The 16,585-nt window shown below is 38.8% G+C and carries 20 protein-coding genes; 15 read left to right on the forward strand and 5 right to left on the reverse strand.

Annotated features, from left to right (window positions below; translation table 11 throughout):
• Positions 1 to 5 precede the first annotated feature (5 nt).
• From FGG79_RS00800 to FGG79_RS00820, 5 genes are all read left to right on the forward strand, one after another.
• Entirely contained in the window at positions 6 to 605 is a 600-nt protein-coding gene (locus FGG79_RS00800) for a CPBP family intramembrane glutamic endopeptidase (protein WP_138775690.1), read from the forward strand.
• Positions 598 to 1,266: a LysM peptidoglycan-binding domain-containing protein gene (locus FGG79_RS00805; RefSeq protein WP_138775691.1), complete on the forward strand. Its 669-nt coding sequence runs from the start codon at positions 598 to 600 to the stop codon at positions 1,264 to 1,266. The genes FGG79_RS00800 and FGG79_RS00805 overlap by 8 nt, the downstream gene beginning before the upstream one ends.
• A gap of 194 nt (positions 1,267 to 1,460) precedes the next feature.
• Positions 1,461 to 1,979 carry a phosphatase PAP2 family protein gene (locus FGG79_RS00810; RefSeq protein WP_240794228.1) on the forward strand — a complete coding sequence of 173 codons (519 nt, stop codon included), beginning with the start codon at positions 1,461 to 1,463 and terminating at the stop codon, positions 1,977 to 1,979.
• 41 nt (positions 1,980 to 2,020) lie between these two features.
• The gene (locus FGG79_RS00815) at positions 2,021 to 3,166 is read left to right on the forward strand and encodes a glycosyltransferase family 4 protein (RefSeq protein ID WP_138775696.1); all 1,146 of its coding nucleotides are present in this window, start codon (positions 2,021 to 2,023) and stop codon (positions 3,164 to 3,166) included.
• A gap of 127 nt (positions 3,167 to 3,293) precedes the next feature.
• Positions 3,294 to 3,749, forward strand: coding sequence for a DUF2663 family protein (locus FGG79_RS00820; RefSeq protein ID WP_138775698.1), 456 nt, complete (start codon positions 3,294 to 3,296; stop codon positions 3,747 to 3,749).
• A gap of 104 nt (positions 3,750 to 3,853) precedes the next feature.
• Here the strand turns inward: FGG79_RS00820 and FGG79_RS00825 are convergent, their stop codons facing one another.
• From FGG79_RS00825 to FGG79_RS00835, 3 genes are read right to left on the reverse strand one after another with little or no spacing between them, the layout of a single operon-like run.
• Entirely contained in the window at positions 3,854 to 4,423 is a 570-nt protein-coding gene (locus FGG79_RS00825) for a manganese catalase family protein (RefSeq protein WP_138775700.1), read from the reverse strand.
• A 21-nt stretch (positions 4,424 to 4,444) separates the two neighbouring features.
• Positions 4,445 to 4,705 (reverse strand): spore coat protein CotJB, encoded by a 261-nt coding sequence (locus tag FGG79_RS00830; RefSeq protein ID WP_138775702.1) that lies wholly within the window; start codon positions 4,703 to 4,705, stop codon positions 4,445 to 4,447.
• Between the two features lie 6 nt (positions 4,706 to 4,711).
• A complete protein-coding gene (locus FGG79_RS00835) occupies positions 4,712 to 4,933 on the reverse strand; it encodes a spore coat associated protein CotJA (RefSeq protein WP_138775704.1) in 222 nt (73 codons plus the stop codon).
• 257 nt (positions 4,934 to 5,190) lie between these two features.
• On the opposite strand from FGG79_RS00835, the gene FGG79_RS00840 reads away from it, so the two are divergent.
• The 7 genes from FGG79_RS00840 (at position 5,191) to FGG79_RS00870 (ending at position 11,692) form a co-directional block, all read left to right on the forward strand.
• The gene (locus FGG79_RS00840) at positions 5,191 to 5,826 is read left to right on the forward strand and encodes a CBS domain-containing protein (RefSeq protein ID WP_138775705.1); all 636 of its coding nucleotides are present in this window, start codon (positions 5,191 to 5,193) and stop codon (positions 5,824 to 5,826) included.
• 60 nt (positions 5,827 to 5,886) lie between these two features.
• Complete coding sequence (locus FGG79_RS00845) at positions 5,887 to 6,270, forward strand: hypothetical protein (RefSeq protein WP_138775707.1); 384 nt, start codon at positions 5,887 to 5,889, stop codon at positions 6,268 to 6,270.
• On the forward strand, positions 6,263 to 7,027 hold the full coding sequence (locus FGG79_RS00850; RefSeq protein WP_138775709.1) for a metallophosphoesterase: 765 nt from the start codon (positions 6,263 to 6,265) through the stop codon (positions 7,025 to 7,027). The genes FGG79_RS00845 and FGG79_RS00850 overlap by 8 nt, the downstream gene beginning before the upstream one ends.
• Positions 7,028 to 7,123: 96 nt before the next feature.
• Positions 7,124 to 8,035 carry a MerR family transcriptional regulator gene (locus tag FGG79_RS00855; RefSeq protein ID WP_138775711.1) on the forward strand — a complete coding sequence of 304 codons (912 nt, stop codon included), beginning with the start codon at positions 7,124 to 7,126 and terminating at the stop codon, positions 8,033 to 8,035.
• Between the two features lie 71 nt (positions 8,036 to 8,106).
• Positions 8,107 to 8,691 (forward strand): adaptor protein MecA, encoded by a 585-nt coding sequence (locus FGG79_RS00860; protein WP_171050735.1) that lies wholly within the window; start codon positions 8,107 to 8,109, stop codon positions 8,689 to 8,691.
• Between the two features lie 454 nt (positions 8,692 to 9,145).
• A complete protein-coding gene (locus tag FGG79_RS00865) occupies positions 9,146 to 10,423 on the forward strand; it encodes a Glu/Leu/Phe/Val family dehydrogenase (RefSeq protein ID WP_138775715.1) in 1,278 nt (425 codons plus the stop codon).
• Between the two features lie 303 nt (positions 10,424 to 10,726).
• Positions 10,727 to 11,692, forward strand: a complete 966-nt coding sequence (locus FGG79_RS00870) for a YpdA family putative bacillithiol disulfide reductase (protein WP_138775717.1) — start codon at positions 10,727 to 10,729, stop codon at positions 11,690 to 11,692.
• A gap of 69 nt (positions 11,693 to 11,761) precedes the next feature.
• Here FGG79_RS00870 and FGG79_RS00875 read toward each other — a convergent pair whose 3' ends face one another.
• Positions 11,762 to 12,736, reverse strand: coding sequence for an asparaginase (locus tag FGG79_RS00875; protein ID WP_138775719.1), 975 nt, complete (start codon positions 12,734 to 12,736; stop codon positions 11,762 to 11,764).
• Positions 12,737 to 12,825: 89 nt separating this feature from the next.
• Here FGG79_RS00875 and prsW point away from each other — a divergent pair, with 89 nt between their 5' ends.
• Positions 12,826 to 13,509 carry a glutamic-type intramembrane protease PrsW gene (prsW, locus tag FGG79_RS00880; protein WP_138775721.1) on the forward strand — a complete coding sequence of 228 codons (684 nt, stop codon included), beginning with the start codon at positions 12,826 to 12,828 and terminating at the stop codon, positions 13,507 to 13,509.
• Between the two features lie 70 nt (positions 13,510 to 13,579).
• Here prsW and FGG79_RS00885 read toward each other — a convergent pair whose 3' ends face one another.
• Complete coding sequence (locus tag FGG79_RS00885; RefSeq protein WP_138775723.1) at positions 13,580 to 13,924, reverse strand: hypothetical protein; 345 nt, start codon at positions 13,922 to 13,924, stop codon at positions 13,580 to 13,582.
• Between the two features lie 341 nt (positions 13,925 to 14,265).
• On the opposite strand from FGG79_RS00885, the gene sleB reads away from it, so the two are divergent.
• Both sleB and ypeB read left to right on the forward strand, forming a co-directional pair.
• Positions 14,266 to 15,066: a spore cortex-lytic enzyme gene (sleB, locus tag FGG79_RS00890; RefSeq protein ID WP_240794229.1), complete on the forward strand. Its 801-nt coding sequence runs from the start codon at positions 14,266 to 14,268 to the stop codon at positions 15,064 to 15,066.
• A gap of 14 nt (positions 15,067 to 15,080) precedes the next feature.
• Positions 15,081 to 16,427, forward strand: coding sequence for a germination protein YpeB (ypeB, locus tag FGG79_RS00895; RefSeq protein ID WP_138777497.1), 1,347 nt, complete (start codon positions 15,081 to 15,083; stop codon positions 16,425 to 16,427).
• Positions 16,428 to 16,585: the final 158 nt, after the last annotated feature.

Here is a 16,585-nt window from a genome sequence, read left to right on the forward strand (position 1 = left end):
TAACGATGCAGAAACAAGGAGAAATCATTCAACAACTTTCTAAGAAGCAATTAACATTTCATTTGTATTTTACTCAAATAGTACTATTAACGATTGCCTTTGGATTAGGTATATTTTTATTTGATAGCTGGACTGATTTTTGGAAGCAATTCCACCTTTCGACATCGATTATAACCATTGGACTTACTAGCGGCTTGCTTATTGTGATAATCGATGTCGTATTAATGAAGAAGTTACCGTCTAAATACTATGACGATGGTGGTGTCAATGCCCGTATTTTTACAAATAGGGGTATTGGAGAAATTGCCCTGTTAGCTTTGTTTATCAGCTTCAGTGAAGAGGTATTATTTAGAGGTGTTGTGCAATTTCATTTTGGATTGATCGTTTCAAGTATTATTTTTGCTCTCATACATTTTAGGTACTGGGCCCATTGGTTTTTGATTGTCAATGTTGTACTGTTAAGTTTTTGGATCGGCTTCATTTATGAACAAACAGATAATTTAGTCGTAACCATCATCATGCACTTTGTTATCGATTTCTTACTAGGATTACACATGCGTAAGAAAGGAAGACAGGGAAGTAAAGAAGGGATGTCTCATGAGTAAAGACCCATATCGAGATCAAGCGGCGAAATTAAAGAAAAAAATTGAACGTGTAAAAGAGGAAGTACCGGTGAGAAAGAGAGAGCCGCTCCCTCCACGGAGTGAACTGCATAGAGAGAAACAGAAGAAGAACAAATGGAAGATGAAGTATCCATTAATCAGCATGCTGCTATTATTTTTCATTCTATTGCCTTTGACCGTTTTTAGTATATATTCTTATTTTGATCATAGAAATGGACCTCTGATTGTTCTTTCAGATGATGTAGATGACGTGGTGGAAGTCCGTTATGATCATTCAGAAAGTGAAGAAAGTGAAGAAATGGCAGATTCTAAAGAGGAAGAAGAACCTCCCTCCAACACTCAGAAAGAAGAGGAAAGGAAAGAGCCTGTTTCCAACAACAACGGGAAGAATCAGCAGGCCCCTGCTAATCCACCTGTAAAAGAGGAGGAAGTGGTCAAAGAAGAGCCAAAGCAAGAAAAGGAGAAGGAACAACCGAACTACAAGATTGTGTCTCATACGGTTAAACCTCAGGAAACGCTCTATCGAATCGCCATGAACTACTACCATTCCCCTTCTGGAGTGGACCGGATTAAAGAATGGAATAAGATTCAAGATAATGAAATTCAAACAGGACAAGTATTGGAAATTCCATTAGATCAATAACGCTCACCCACCCAAAGTTGTTTGTGGTGGGTGTTTTTTTATTGTCAAAGAGTGCTATTTGTATAGCCTTTACAATTACTTTTCAGCATCTTCTTAAAAAATTTACCTTTCTTTATAAGGAGCGTTACAAATGAAAATTATAATGATAGTGCAGTGGTCCTGACAATGAGAGGGGAGATGGTTTGGTGGATAGAATGATGACTCGTTTTCGGAAGGTAGACGATATGTTGTTTTACAGAATCAATGGAAGCAGGCAGTTGTACCGATCATTCTTTGGGTATATTACTCATCTTGGAGGTGCAAGGGTCACGCTCGCATCTATTCTGTTTCTATTTATCATTAGTGAGTATTTCACACATATCAAACAAACAGTTTCCGTTGCCTTGGTTTCATTAGTCATCAGCCATATCTTGATGACGATTATTAAAAAATTGGTCAGAAGAATCCGTCCTTATATCACGTTACCTAACGCTATTCTTCACGGTTATGAATTTAATGATCATTCATTCCCATCAGGTCATTCTACGGCTATTTTCTCAATCACTATCCCATTTATGATTCAGTATCCAACTACCATGCTTATTCTTTTTCCATTGAGTTGGCTCGTTGGGTATTCAAGAGTCGTCCTTGGTGTCCATTATCCTTCAGATGTATTAGCGGGAGCATTTCTTGCTTTTGCAACTGCTTTGATTATGCTTTTGTTTATTTCATAAACTAGGGAAGGATCCAGGCAATCTTATAGGGGGAGATATAAATGAGAGTAGCGCTATTTTCTGATACGTACCATCCACAAGTCAACGGAGTGGCTAGAACCTTAAAAAGGTTGACAGAACATTATGAGAAAAGAAGGATTGAGTATAAAGTATTTGTACCAGATTACCAGGATAAAAAAGAATCTTACCCAAATGTACAATCTTTCACAAGTTTTCCTTTTTTTCTATATCCAGAGTGCCGAACGGCCATTGCCAATCCAAAGACAATCATCAGGCAGTTAAAAGATTTTTCCCCATCGCTGATCCATGTCACTACACCATTAACCATGGGTTTATTTGGAATCCAGGGGGCGAAGAAAATGAATCTTCCCCTTGTGGCCTCTTATCACACCCATTTTGATGTGTATCTGAATTATTATAAAATGATGTGGGTGTCTCCTCTATTATGGAAATATTTGAAATGGTTCTATTCACAAGCAGATCGCATTTTTGTTCCTTCAGAAGAAACGAAACTTCATATGGAAAAGCAGGGGTTCAGAGACTTGTCCATTTGGAGCAGGGGAGTCGATTGTGAAACCTATTCACCCACCAAGAAGAGTTCTTCCATAAGGGAAACATATAAGATTACAAAGAAATATATCCTCCTATATGTAGGACGACTAGCTCCAGAAAAAGACTTGAAAACCCTTGAAAAAACGATCAAATATCTTCCTCAAGAAGTGAAAAATCAAGTTCAATGGCTCATTGTAGGGGACGGTCCAATGAGGGAAGAGCTGATGGTAAAGACTAAAGAAGAAAGTGTGATCTATACAGGCTATTTAACCGGCCATGAACTGGCAGAGGTGTATGCATCATCGGATTTATTTGTATTCCCTTCTGCTTCTGAAACATTTGGAAATGTGGTACTGGAAGCATTTGCATCAGGACTGCCAGCAATCGTAGCCAATAAAGGGGGAGTTACAAATATTGTTGAGCATGATCAAACTGGGAGAATAGCCGAAGCTCATCAGCCTCAATCGTTCATTCATCATATTGTTGAAGTGCTGAGTGAAGACCGCCTCCAGTATATGAAACGAAAAGCCCTTCAAATGGCCCAAAAACAATCCTGGGACCAGATTTTTGATCAACTCATCGAAGAATTTTGTGAAGTTAGTCATTTTCATGGGCAAAATCAAATGTTTGGATAATGAACTACTACATCCATTTCAATAGAATACGTGTAGGTATGGGATCTGAAGAGATCCTTTTTTGATTTTACTAGTCTATCACGTTGGACATGCCCATAGACTATAGGGAGGAAAGGAGAGGGTGGAGATGGAGCGTGGGAAACAGGATTTTGGGGAATGGACAGATCATGCGACAAGACAGATGCTACATAACTTGATTGAAAAAAAACAAACATTTGATAAAGCCAAAACCTTGCATCTTTATACTTTATGGGGAACAATGTTTGCCTCCTTTTATTTTCTATATTACCTTACTAAATTTGTACTTGGACCATTTTCCTACTCATTCGCTGCGATGTTTTCTGTATTCGTGTCGAACACATTCCATTTGCTCTTGGCTATGGTTTTAGTGGGGCTTTTCGGGGCATCAAAAATTTTATATGACAAGAAGGAGAAAAAGGAAAAAGAATTCCATGCATTAAGATGTGAAGTCATTGACAGGAGCAAGGATTTATGGAAAGAAGAAGCATGGAAAAAAAGGCATCAAGTATTCGAACAATTAAAAAAAGAATGGGATATCAATCTATTTCACGGCACAAAATAAGTTCCAAGGGGGCTTTAGTTAATGAGAAATAGACTCACAGCGAACAAGACCCGTAACCCCTTGCGGATCTTGCTGCTAGTGAGCCTAAACGTTGATCGCATCCTTTAAAAAAACACCTTTTTATCTCTCTCATCCTTAAGTATTTCCACCGCTTCCCGGAAGCGTTGGGAATGAATGATTTCACGCTCCCTTAGAAAGCGCAATCCATCATTCAGGTCTGGATCGTCACTCATATTGATGATCCATTGATATGTTGCTCTCGCTTTCTCTTCAGCGGCGATGTCTTCATAAAGATCCGCAATTGGATCCCCTTTAGCAGCAATATAAGACGCAGTAAACGGAACGCCGGCTGCATTCTGATAGAAAATCGCCCCATCATGATTGACATAATTTGCATCAAGACCGGCATCTTTCATCTGCTGTGGAGTGGCGTCTTTAATTAACTTATAGACCATCGTTGCAATCATTTCCAAGTGAGCAAATTCCTCTGTTCCAATATCTGTTAAAAGTCCGATTACTTTATCAGGAATCGAATATCGTTGATTGAGGTATCGGAGGGCAGCCGCAAGTTCACCATCTGCACCACCATATTGCTCAATTAGAAATTTCGCTAATTTAGGATTGCATGTACTTACTCTCACTGGATATTGAAGCTTTTTTTCGTAAACCCACATATGCATGTACCTCCTTCATCCTTATACTTGCCATGGCCAAGGGGCATCCTTCCAGTCCCAAGGATAATTGGAATAGCTATATCCATATTGGGTTAAAGGTCCGAATTCCTTTTCAAACTTTTTTTTAATTTGTTTGCGTGTTTTAATATACATATTGTATTGAGAGATGGCATCGTAGTCTTCCGGGTGGGTATCCAGATAAAGTGTGAGATCGACAATGACAAAATCTACGGCTTGCAGTTCTTCTAGAACCTCATAATAATACGGGGGTAGCTGTTTCATAGAAGTTTAATCTCCTTTCATTTTTTCGTAGGGGCTATAATAAGGGTCATAAAACACTTTCCACAATGTCCCTTTTTGTAAGGCTTCCTTCGGTGAATATTGTTCAAGGTTTGGGGGTTGGAACCCTAAATAGAGATTTGGGGGCGTAGAGAATACTTTACGTGTAATTGGCTTGCAAGGATCGAACGGACTTACATACGGATAATAATCTTTATAGTATTCATTCAAGGGAATTCCTCCTTTAATAAACGTCCTAAAGCAATGGTGGTGTTGGGGATTTCTGAAAGTCTTGTGGTAAACGACAACCCTTGCTTTACCTTCATAACACCTGTATCATTAACCACAAACTAAAAACAAAATCCTTCGTAACATCATATGAACGAATGAAATGGAACATGCAAATTAATTAAATTCACAAATATGAAGGAAAACGCTATGAAAATGTTGAATATATAGGTTAAAGAAATTATTGATGAGGTGGTCAAATGTTTGTAAAAAGTGCCATGATACCGAAACACAAATGCTATGTGGTAGATGAGAACGATTCAATTGAAAAAACGCTGACGGTTCTCGAACATCATAAAATCGATGGAGTGCCAATCCTTTCAAATGAAGAGTTTAAAGGTGTAGCAACCCGTTATAATATTTATCAAAGTTTCTTCCTTTCAGGTATGGAAAAAGAAGCCTTTCTCAAGGAGAAAAAAGCAAGAGATATCGTTACAAAAACCGACAAATACATTACTGATAAGGATGTATTTGAAAATGCGTTGATCGAATTAAAGGATTCACCTATCCTGCCTGTCGTGGGTGATAATAAAATGTTCCTTGGACTCGTTACTCGTTTTGACGTCCTCGATCAATTTAGAAGCGCATTCGGCATGGACCAAAAAGGAGTGCGAATCGCCTTCTCTTCTGTAGAAACGGAAGGACGGATTGCTCGACTCGGTGATATCATCCAACAATATTCAGAATCTGTCATCTCTCTTGTTACTTTCGATGAAACAGATAAATTATTAAGACGTATTGTCCTAAAGGTTGAAAAGAAGGACAATATGGAGAAATTCCTCAATAAGTTAGAGAAATCAGGATTCCGTATCCTTGATATCCATGAAGATGAATAATTGAAGAAAACCCTGTATGAAACGAAATCCCTCTCATAAGATTTATGGGAGGGATTTTTTTTGATCAATCATGTTGTTAAGATACTTTTCACCTTGCTATTAGGGTATTTATTCATTACATGGTTTCCGGTAGAAGAACGATTAAATAACCCTGAGTTCATTGTGGAATTAGTGTTAAACCCTGTGCAATTCTTTGCTTCTTCCTTTGCCTTTATGATCGGACTAATGGTTCAAGGGAATGTATTAACAGTCGAATTCTCATCGATTCTTCACTTATTAAGAGGGAAACTACATAAAGAATTATTGCTCGTCCCAATTCATATAGTTGTGATTTGCCTCTTGGGCACCTATGGATTATGGCAAACAATGATTTTTTCCTGCTTAGCCATTTTTTATGGTATTATTTCAATAGATTTCCGCCGTCAAGGAGGCCACAATGCTTGAATTCAGTCTTTTATTATTGGTAGGAGGAGTAAGTCTTCTCCTTTTGATGCTATACGAAGCAAGTCGAAACGCTGTCAAAAAGGAAGAAGTGAAACTTCTAGGATTCCCTGATCATATGGCACCAATCTCCCTCTTTTTTATTTCGGATATACATAAACGAGAAATTTCTGATGATATCATTGAAGAGGTTGAAGGGAAGGTCGATATTGTCATCATCGGTGGAGACCTACTTGAAAGAGGAGTACCCTTTTCAAAAGTCGAAAAGAATCTAGATAAACTCATGAGTATCGGGCCGGTTTATTTCGTTTGGGGCAATAATGATTATGAAGTTGACACGAGTAGACTAAAGCAAATATTTAAAAATAAAGGGATCAAGGAAATCGTCAACTCCTCAATGAAAGTGCCAATCCATAATGGTGAGATTAATTTAATAGGAGTAGATGACGCCAGTACCCAGAGGGCAGACTACCAAGCTGCAATAAAGCAAACGGATTCTGTTGAATTTAACCTATTGATCAGTCATGATCCACGGCTTGTTAAACACATAAGGATGGAAGATGGAATTGATTTAATGATTAGCGGCCATACCCATGGAGGACAGATTCGTTTGCTAGGGTGGGGTATGTATAAAAAAGGAAGACTTGAAAAGCTATCTCAGACCACCTTATTAGTAAGCAATGGTTACGGGACTACTGCTGTACCATTACGGTTGGGAGCACCTGCTGAAACCCACCTTTTGACTATCAGTAAGAGATAAAATGAACATAAGTTATTCATTACCTATACAAATTTTACACATAGCGGTTTCTCGATTATAATTTTAGGGACATGAGAAATACTTGGGGGACTATTTATGAGTCATGAAAAGAAATTAGAAGGTAAATATAATATTAAAGCTGTGTCTACAATTTTAGGGATACAACCAGGTACATTGAGGGCGTGGGAGAGAAGGTATCAGATTATTGCGCCTGTAAGGAATGAATCGGGTCACCGCTTGTACACTGAACAGCATTTGAATATATTGAAGTGGCTGGTTGGAAAGGTTGATCAGGGGTTCACCATCAGCCAAGCGGTTGCGCTACTGGATAAACAAGAGCTTGAGGACAATGAGGTTACCTCCACTGAACAAAAGGATCGTACTCAAACCATTTCGGATGATTTATTAAAGGCTTTGTTACGTTTTGACGAAACGAAAGCACATGAAATTATCAACCAGTCGTTTACTGTCTATACGATTGACAAAGTGGTGATCGACATTCTTGGAAGCTTACTCGTGAGAATAGGGGACCTGTGGGAAAATGGGGAGATTACAACGGCACATGAACATTTTGCTACCTCCATCCTCAGGTCCCGTATTGGCATCATCATGCATTCGTTTCCCCACAATGGTATCCTGCCTAAAGTAGTCGCGGTTTGCGGACCAGGTGAATGGCATGAATTAGGATTATTGATTTTCACTCTTTATGTCAGGAGAAAAGGCTTCGAAGTCATCTACCTGGGATCCAGCATAAAAGAAAATGATATTGATGTTGTTCTTGATGAAGTTGATCCTAAATTTCTCTTCTTTTCCTGTACCCTTTTGGAAAATGTGAACAATCTTCTTTCCCTTGTTTCTTCATTAAAAAAGGAGCGGGGTGATCTTGAAATAGGCATCGGGGGATTTGCAGTCGATCATCTTACAAAAGAATTAAAAGAACAGTACACAGAGCATATCGTTGGACAGTCTAAACAAGAGTGGGAGCAGTGGTTGAAAAGTAAATTGTAAGTAGAAGATGCACTGTTTCCTGCCCCTTACATAGTATGATGATAAATCGTCACACTCTAGGGGGTACGAAGATGAAGCTCGAAAGAATTTCTGATAATAAAATTAAATTTTCTATAAGTGTGGAAGAGTTAGAACAAAAAGGTTTATTTGAACAAGACCAATGGAAAGATTCCTACATGTGGCATGATCTTTTTGAAGATATGTTAGATGAAGTCCAAGGAAAATTTGGTATCGAAACACAAATGGAAATCACGGTGGAGATAGAATCCTTCGATGACCATGAAATTTGTATGATCCTTACCTTGGAATCAGAAGATGATTTTTCCGACTGGGAAGATGGAAACGAAATAATGCCGTCTATGAATGAGCGCGATGTTCTGGTTTATTTGGATGATTTCGAGGATTTGTTAGACCTCTTTAAGCGAATAAATGATATGGGTAATGTGAATAACTCGCTCATCCAATTCAGCATTTTTTACTATGAGAAAAATTATTACGTGCTTATAGAAAATTTACTTGAAGGAGATAGCTTCATTTTGGAAGCGATTTGTGCCGAGTATGGCCAGCAATCCAAAATCACGAAGTATATTCTGATGGAATATGGTCGTGTTGTGTTATTGAGGGACTCTATTGAAAAAATATTGTTTTATTTTTGACGAGCTGGACCAAAGATTGGTGATGGAAACATGTATAGAATCTTTACCCCCCTTGAAATAGATGTTTTATCACAGGAATCTGGTAGGGAAATAATCTTTTTTGCACTTTTAGGAATTATCCCTGAAGGTGCTTTTTTTAAGTCATCGTTAAAGTTGGATACCATTTGATTTCCACTTTCTGAGACTCAATAATATTTGGAGAGCTCCGGCGGCTAGCCCCTCGAGGTCATAAGCTAAATGGTCCAAGAAGGCAAAGACCGCCTTCATGGTCCATTGATCTTATGCTTGTCGGGGCTGAACGAGCCACCTACGCTTTTCGGTTTTGATAGCGTTTTCAAATAAATGTTCAATTTTTTATTTTCCTTCTTTGCAAGAAGAAATCAAACGTGTATACTATGTCATGAATGGGACTAGGTTCCGTTAAACAGTGAAGTATACTGGGAGGTTTACATATATGGTAGCCGAAAAGGGGAAAGAAAATCATCAAGCATCAGATAAGCATGATGTGCTGAAATCTACACAAACGGTTATTCAACTTGCTCTTGATAAATTGGGGTATTCTGAAGAAGTATTTGAATTATTAAAAGAACCTATACGAATGTTAACAGTTAAAATACCGGTCCGTATGGACGATGGAAAAGTAAAGGTGTTCACGGGTTACCGTGCTCAGCATAATGATGCAGTAGGACCAACAAAGGGCGGGATACGTTTTCACCCGAATGTTTCTGAAAAAGAAGTGAAAGCTCTTTCGATTTGGATGAGTTTGAAATGTGGAATTGTGGATCTCCCATATGGTGGTGGAAAAGGGGGGATCATCTGTGATCCCCGTGACATGTCATTTAGGGAATTAGAGCGTTTAAGTCGAGGATATGTTCGTGCCATCAGTCAAATAGTCGGGCCATCTAAGGATATCCCTGCACCAGATGTTTTCACAAATTCTCAAATCATGGCGTGGATGATGGATGAATACAGTAGAATTGATGAATATAATTCTCCGGGGTTCATTACTGGAAAACCATTGGTACTGGGGGGGTCTCATGGGCGTGAGACGGCTACAGCCAAAGGAGTAACAATATGTATTCATGAAGCGGCTAAGAAAAAGGGGATTGAGCTGGTTGGAGCTCGTGTTGTCGTTCAGGGCTTCGGGAATGCAGGTAGTTTCCTTGCGAAGTTCATGCATGATGCAGGAGCAAAGGTCATCGGGATTTCAGATGCATATGGCGGACTTCATGACGAAAACGGTCTGGATATCGACTACTTACTGGATCGACGGGATAGTTTCGGGACGGTTACGAAATTGTTTACGAATACGATTACAAATGAAGAGTTATTAGAACTCGATTGTGACATACTTGTCCCCGCCGCTATAGAAAATCAGATTACAGAGAAGAATGCCCATAATATCAGGGCAAGCATCGTGGTTGAAGCTGCTAACGGTCCAACTACATTAGATGCGACGAGGATCTTAACAGAAAGAGGCATCCTGCTTGTCCCTGATGTTTTGGCTTCATCAGGTGGTGTAACGGTTTCTTACTTTGAGTGGGTACAAAATAATCAGGGATATTATTGGACAGAAGAAGAAGTAGAAGAGAAGCTTGAAAAGATACTTGTTAGCTCCTTTAATAATGTATATGAAACATCACAAACTAGAAGAGTGGATATGAGGCTAGCCGCCTATATGGTAGGAGTTAGAAAAATGGCTGAAGCATGTCGATTCAGAGGCTGGATTTAAATAATGCTGAAGAGGATGAGGTGAATACACCTCATCCTCTTTCTATTTATCTCTGTTCGTAAAGGATATACCAACACGCGCTCATGGAAAAAGCAACCAAGTTTACGAAAGATGCCTTTCTAATGAAGATTAATTCGGTACTGATAAGCAATAATATTGAAGGCAGGAATCGGAAATCCGAGTGCTTCCTTTTGACCTGGTCGCAATCTTATTCCATAATAATTGAGTAGAGAATATTGATAAATCTGAAGCGTATAAACGTAAACCACCATTCAGATAGAGAAATTGAAGGAGTGTCTGAATTTGAAGATTGAAGAATGCATCATTGTAGGCGGAGGACCTTGTGGGTTATCTGCAGCTATTAGTTTAAAAGAAAAAGGAATCGACCCTTTGATTATTGAAAAGGGGAATATTGTGAATGCGATCTATCATTACCCTACTCACCAAACCTTCTTTTCATCGAGTGAGAAGCTTGAGATAGGTGACGTCCCATTCGTTATTGAAGAACATAAGCCAAAAAGGAATCAAGCGCTTGTGTATTACCGAGAAGTGGCTAAAAGAAAGAACGTAAGGATCAATCGATTTGAGACCGTTCATACCGTCGTGAAAAAGGATGAAAGCTTTAAGGTGTCCACTTCAAAGGGCGTATACGAAAGTAAATCGATAGTCATTGCAACTGGCTATTATGATCATCCGAACTATATGGAAATACCAGGAGAGAAATTGCAGAAGGTGTTCCACTATTTTAAAGAGGCACATCCGTTTTTCGATACCGATGTGGTTGTGATCGGAGGAAAGAACTCAGCAGTCGATGCAGCACTTGAATTGAATAAAGCTGGAGCAAGAGTCACTGTTTTATACCGAGGAAGTGAATATTCTAAGAGTGTTAAACCTTGGATTCTCCCGAATTTTGATGCACTGGTGAGAAATGGGGAAGTAACAATGGAATTCCATGCATGTGTCGATGAAATTACGGAAGAATCTCTCATCTACAATGTAAACGGCGAGAAGAAAGAAATCAAAAATGATTTTGTGTTTGCCATGACCGGTTATCATCCGGATCATAGTTTTCTTACCAAGATGGGAATCGACATTGATGAAGAAACCGGTCGCCCTGCGCACCACCCAGAAACGATGGAAACGAATATAGCCGGTGTATATATTGCGGGTGTTATTGCAGCTGGAAACAATGCAAATGAAATCTTTATTGAAAATGGCCGTCTGCACGGTGGACTAATCGCCGAGTCCATTACGAAAAAAGATAATTAATGAATAAAGAGGCTCAGCTGAGAGCCTCTTTATTTTGGTTTGTTTGATATTGAAATTAAAGGGGGGAATCTAATTTTTGAAGATCGATTCCAATTCTTTAATGTCACCTGTTTGGGAAAGGGCAACCATTAATTTAATCCTGGCCTTTTGCCCATTCAGGCCATTGGAGAAAATAACCCCCTTTTCTTTCAACTGTTTTCCGCCACCGGAATATCCATAAATATCCTGTACGATACCATTGAAACATCTAGAAACCAACACAACAGGAATATTTGCTTCTAATAGCCCGTTAATACCTTGCACAGTGGCGGGAGGGAGATTTCCTTGTCCCAATGCTTCGATGACTACTCCGTCGTATTGCAGGTCTTTTATGACTTTCAATAGTCCTGAATCCATTCCTGCGTAAGCTTTAATCAACGTCACCCTCTTTGATATGTCACAAACCTGGTAGTATTCAGTAGATGTAGGCTGGTGATGAAAGAGCACGCCTCTTTTTGTCACGATCCCAATCGGTCCATATTGTGGACTTTGAAAGGTAGATACATTGCTCGTATGTGTTTTTGTCACATTCTTAGCGGAATGGATTTCATCATTCAAGACAACTAATACACCTTTGTTCCTTGATTTTTCATCAGCTGCCACCCGCACAGAAGAAATTAGATTATATAATCCGTCCGCCCCTATTTCATTGCTTGAGCGCATCGCACCTGTGACGACCACAGAGATAGGGAGGGAGAGGGTCAGATCCAAGAAATAAGCAGTTTCTTCAAGTGTATCCGTACCATGAGTGATGACTACACCGTCGAAAGCTTTTTCCTGATATTTGTTTTCAATTAGCTCTTTAAGTTGTTGCATATGTTTAGGAGTGATATGGGGCGATGGTAGATGAAAAGCTTCTTCGACCATCAGGTTTGCTATGTTTGAGACGATGGATGTTTGTACAGAGAGTGGATTCTCTTTCCCAGGTGTTACTGCTCCTGTATGTTCATCTTCCATCATTGAAATCGTGCCGCCTGTATGTATGACTAATATATCTTTCTTCATCGAACATTCCTCCAACCAGATAAATTCTTATTTCCAATCCTACACTAACATGATACGATTAAGAAAACCGAAAGAAAAGAGGACTTTTTATGCTGGTGATTTTATCAGCGGGTATAGCACCAGGATTAGCATTGTTAAGTTACTTTTATTTACGTGATCAATACGAGGCGGAACCCATTACTTTAGTGTTCAAGACATTTATGTATGGGGCTCTTATAACATTTCCGATTATGTTCTTACAATACGTTCTGGAAGTTGAAGGCATCATTGGCTCAAATTGGTCTACGGCCTTTATTTCTTCCGGTTTCCTCGAAGAATTCTTTAAATGGTTCATTTTAATGTTTGCGATTTTCCAACATGTTGATTTTAACGAACCTTATGATGGAATCATTTATGGTGCTAGTGTTTCACTTGGGTTCGCAACTGTTGAAAATATTTTATATTTGGTCGCTAATGGTGTGGAGCACGCATTTGGAAGAGCCATTCTCCCAGTTTCCAGTCATGCCCTGTTCGGTGTCATAATGGGATATTATTTAGGAAAGGCCAAGTTCTCTTCTAAGGAAGAAAGGCGGAAGTGGCTGTTTCTTGCAGTTTCAGTTCCTTTCATGTTACATGGAACCTACAATTATATTTTTTTAGCTGAGAAAAACTGGGTCTATTATATGGTTCCATTTATGCTTTTCCTATGGTGGTTAGGCCTAAAGAAAGTAAAAAGTGCGCACCAACTTACCGAAAAGAAGTACAATACTGAATTGGAAAATGAAATCATTTAAAAACGCTCCTGATGGGAGCGTCTTTTTTTTATTGGATAAACCTCCCACGATCAGGCGGTTCCTTTGAATTTCACTTGTAGGTGGCTGCGAGGTCGGTTTTGGGCGCTTCTTTAAGCTTCACTTCATCAATCTTATTCACGAACATTTGAAATACTTTTCTTTTTTCATCCAAATCACGTATGTATTCTTTCAGTTCACTATACTTTTCTTCAAATGGTTTGTGATACATTTGTCTGATATTTTCAATAATCTCTTCATTGACAGTGGACTGAATGACTTGTTTTGTAATTCCGTATTTATAGGAATATACTTTAAGTTCTTTCTTCACCTCTTCATAATCATTATTGATTTGATCCAACACCTCTGAAATGTCCACTTTCCATTCATCTAAAGATTTTGCTAAATAATCTTCCATTTTGAACCTCCCATTTTAGTGTGAATTTAGATGTAGCTCTCCTTCCCATTATAACCCTGCTTGTTTACATCCCTTTTGCTTGCACATTACAGTGTCTTATCAAAAGGATTCCACGTCCTTTAAATTAGGATAAATGTGTGAAAAACTCCAACAATAAATCAGAGTATGAGTTAAACAGGTGATCTTCACTTAAGGAGAGTTCTTTTTACGTTTTCATATTTTTATGACTCCACTTGTATAAAATGGGAGCCACTACAAAAACTAGGCTTAATGTTAATTGAAGATATGGAGGTTGAAGTATGATGAATAGTCGTTTCAAATTGGTTTCTTCTTCAGTCGTCATGGTGCTTATGTGTTCTCTCTTTATGATTTCGTCTGAAGGGGAGAAAGTAGGCGCATTTACTAATCAAGTGATCCAACATGGCGCAACTGGCGAAGATGTCATAGAACTTCAATCCAGACTTCAATACATCGGTTATTACAACGGTGATATTGATGGGGTGTTTGGATGGGGGACTTACTGGGCTCTGAGAAACTTTCAATATGAGTTCGGTCTTCCTATTGATGGACTGGCTGGAACCGAAACAAAAGATAAGCTCGTGAAGGCATCAAAGTATAATAAACAATTTGTGAAGGAACAAATTAAAAAAGGCAACAAATTCAGTCATTATGGCGGAACAGAAATTAGTAAGCAAAAAGGTACTGAAGGTGATGGGAAAGGGAATGCTGCTACAGAGAACAAATCGACACCTTCTAAACCAACAGCAGTGAATACACCAAATGGGTTTTCTCAAAACGATATACAATTGATGGCAAATGCAGTATATGGCGAATCTCGTGGTGAGCCGTATGAAGGTCAAGTGGCAGTGGCGGCCGTTATTTTAAATCGAATTGACAGCTCTTCCTTCCCCAATACAGCGGCAGGGGTCATTTTTGAACCAGGTGCCTTTACAGCCGTCGCTGACGGGCAAATATGGTTAACACCAAATGACCAGGCGAAAGAAGCAGTACTTGATGCAATAAACGGTTGGGATCCATCATCAAGCGCACTATATTACTTTAACCCTGCAACGGCAACAAGTAAGTGGATATGGTCACGCCCACAAATTAAGAAAATTGGAAAGCACATATTCTGTAATTAAAGAGGTGAATGGAATTGCTACGTGTCATACTAATTACTGTACTCGTTCTTGGTGTTGCGGGAACTGCATTTTGGGGGTACCAGGAGCATCAAGAGAAAAATGCGATATTAATAAATGCTGAGAACAACTATCAGAGGGCATTTCATGAATTAACTTATCAAGTGGATCTGCTACATGATAAGATCGGTGCCACCCTTGCGATGAATTCAAGAAAATCATTATCTCCTGCTCTTGCCGATGTTTGGAGATTGACTTCACAAGCACACAGTGATGTAGGGCAGCTACCTTTAACTCTGCTGCCGTTTAATAAAACAGAAGAATTTCTGAGTAATATTGGAGATTTCAGCTACCGGGTAGCGGTAAGGGATCTAGATAAAAATCCATTATCAGAAAAAGAGTATAAGTCACTAGAAAACTTGTATAAACAAAGTGCCGATATTCAAAATCAATTAAGGAAGGTTCAACATCTAGTCATGGAGAATAATTTAAGATGGATGGATGTGGAACTTGCCTTGGCATCAGGGGACGAACAGACTGATAACACGATTATCGATGGCTTTAAAACCGTTGAAAAGAATGTGACAGGATACGATGAAGCAAGTTTTGGTACAACGACTTCTGTAAATAGCGAGAGGAAAAATCAAAACTTTAAAAAGTTAAAAGGGAAAGAAATCTCTAAAGAGGAAGCCGTACGGATTTTGCGTAAATATTCCGGTATCCCGAAATCGAAGGATGCTAAAGTATCAAAAAGTGGAAAAGGATCAGATTATAAATTTTTTAGTGTCTCGATTGGTAATGGGAATACAGAAGCAAGTATGGATGTAACACAAAAAGGCGGATATCCCATCTGGTATATCAATAATCGTAAGATCAAAGAAATAAAAATTAGTCTAAATAAAGCAGCAGGAAAAGCTACTGACTTCTTAGAGGAAAATGAATTTAAAAATCTAGAGCTGTTTGAAAGTGCACAATATGACAATATCGGCATTTTCACATACGTTACAGTACTGGATGGAGTGCGGATTTATCCCGATTCAGTCAAAATTAAAGTAGCATTGGACAATGGACAAATTGTAGGTTTCGCTGCTGAAGAGTACTTAAAGAATAATCACGAAAGAGAAATACCGAAAGCTACGATTACAAAGGCACAGGCTCAAGAAACAACAAATCCCAACTTAAAAATAATGGAAGAGCGTCAATCTGTTATCGTGAATGACTTGAACGAAGAAGTACTGTGCTACGAATTCTTAGGAATGTTAGGTAAAGATACCTATCGAATATTCATCAATGCAAACACCGGAGAAGAAGAAAAAGTGGAAAGACTTAAAAAAGCAGAGCCTATTTATGAAGAAGTTGTATAATGATTTTGAGGGACGGACCTCCACAAGTTGGAGGTCCGTCCCTCTTCTCTTTTACAACGGGGGTGTAAGCTAATTCAGATCAGAGTTTATAAAAAAGGTGTGGAAAGGTGAAGTTTGTCATGCCATAATATAGATACATAATATTGGAAGTGGGAGTT

The organism is Bacillus sp. BHET2 (genome assembly GCF_005938125.1).
Taxonomy (GTDB): Bacteria; Bacillota; Bacilli; order Bacillales; family Bacillaceae_B; genus Rossellomorea.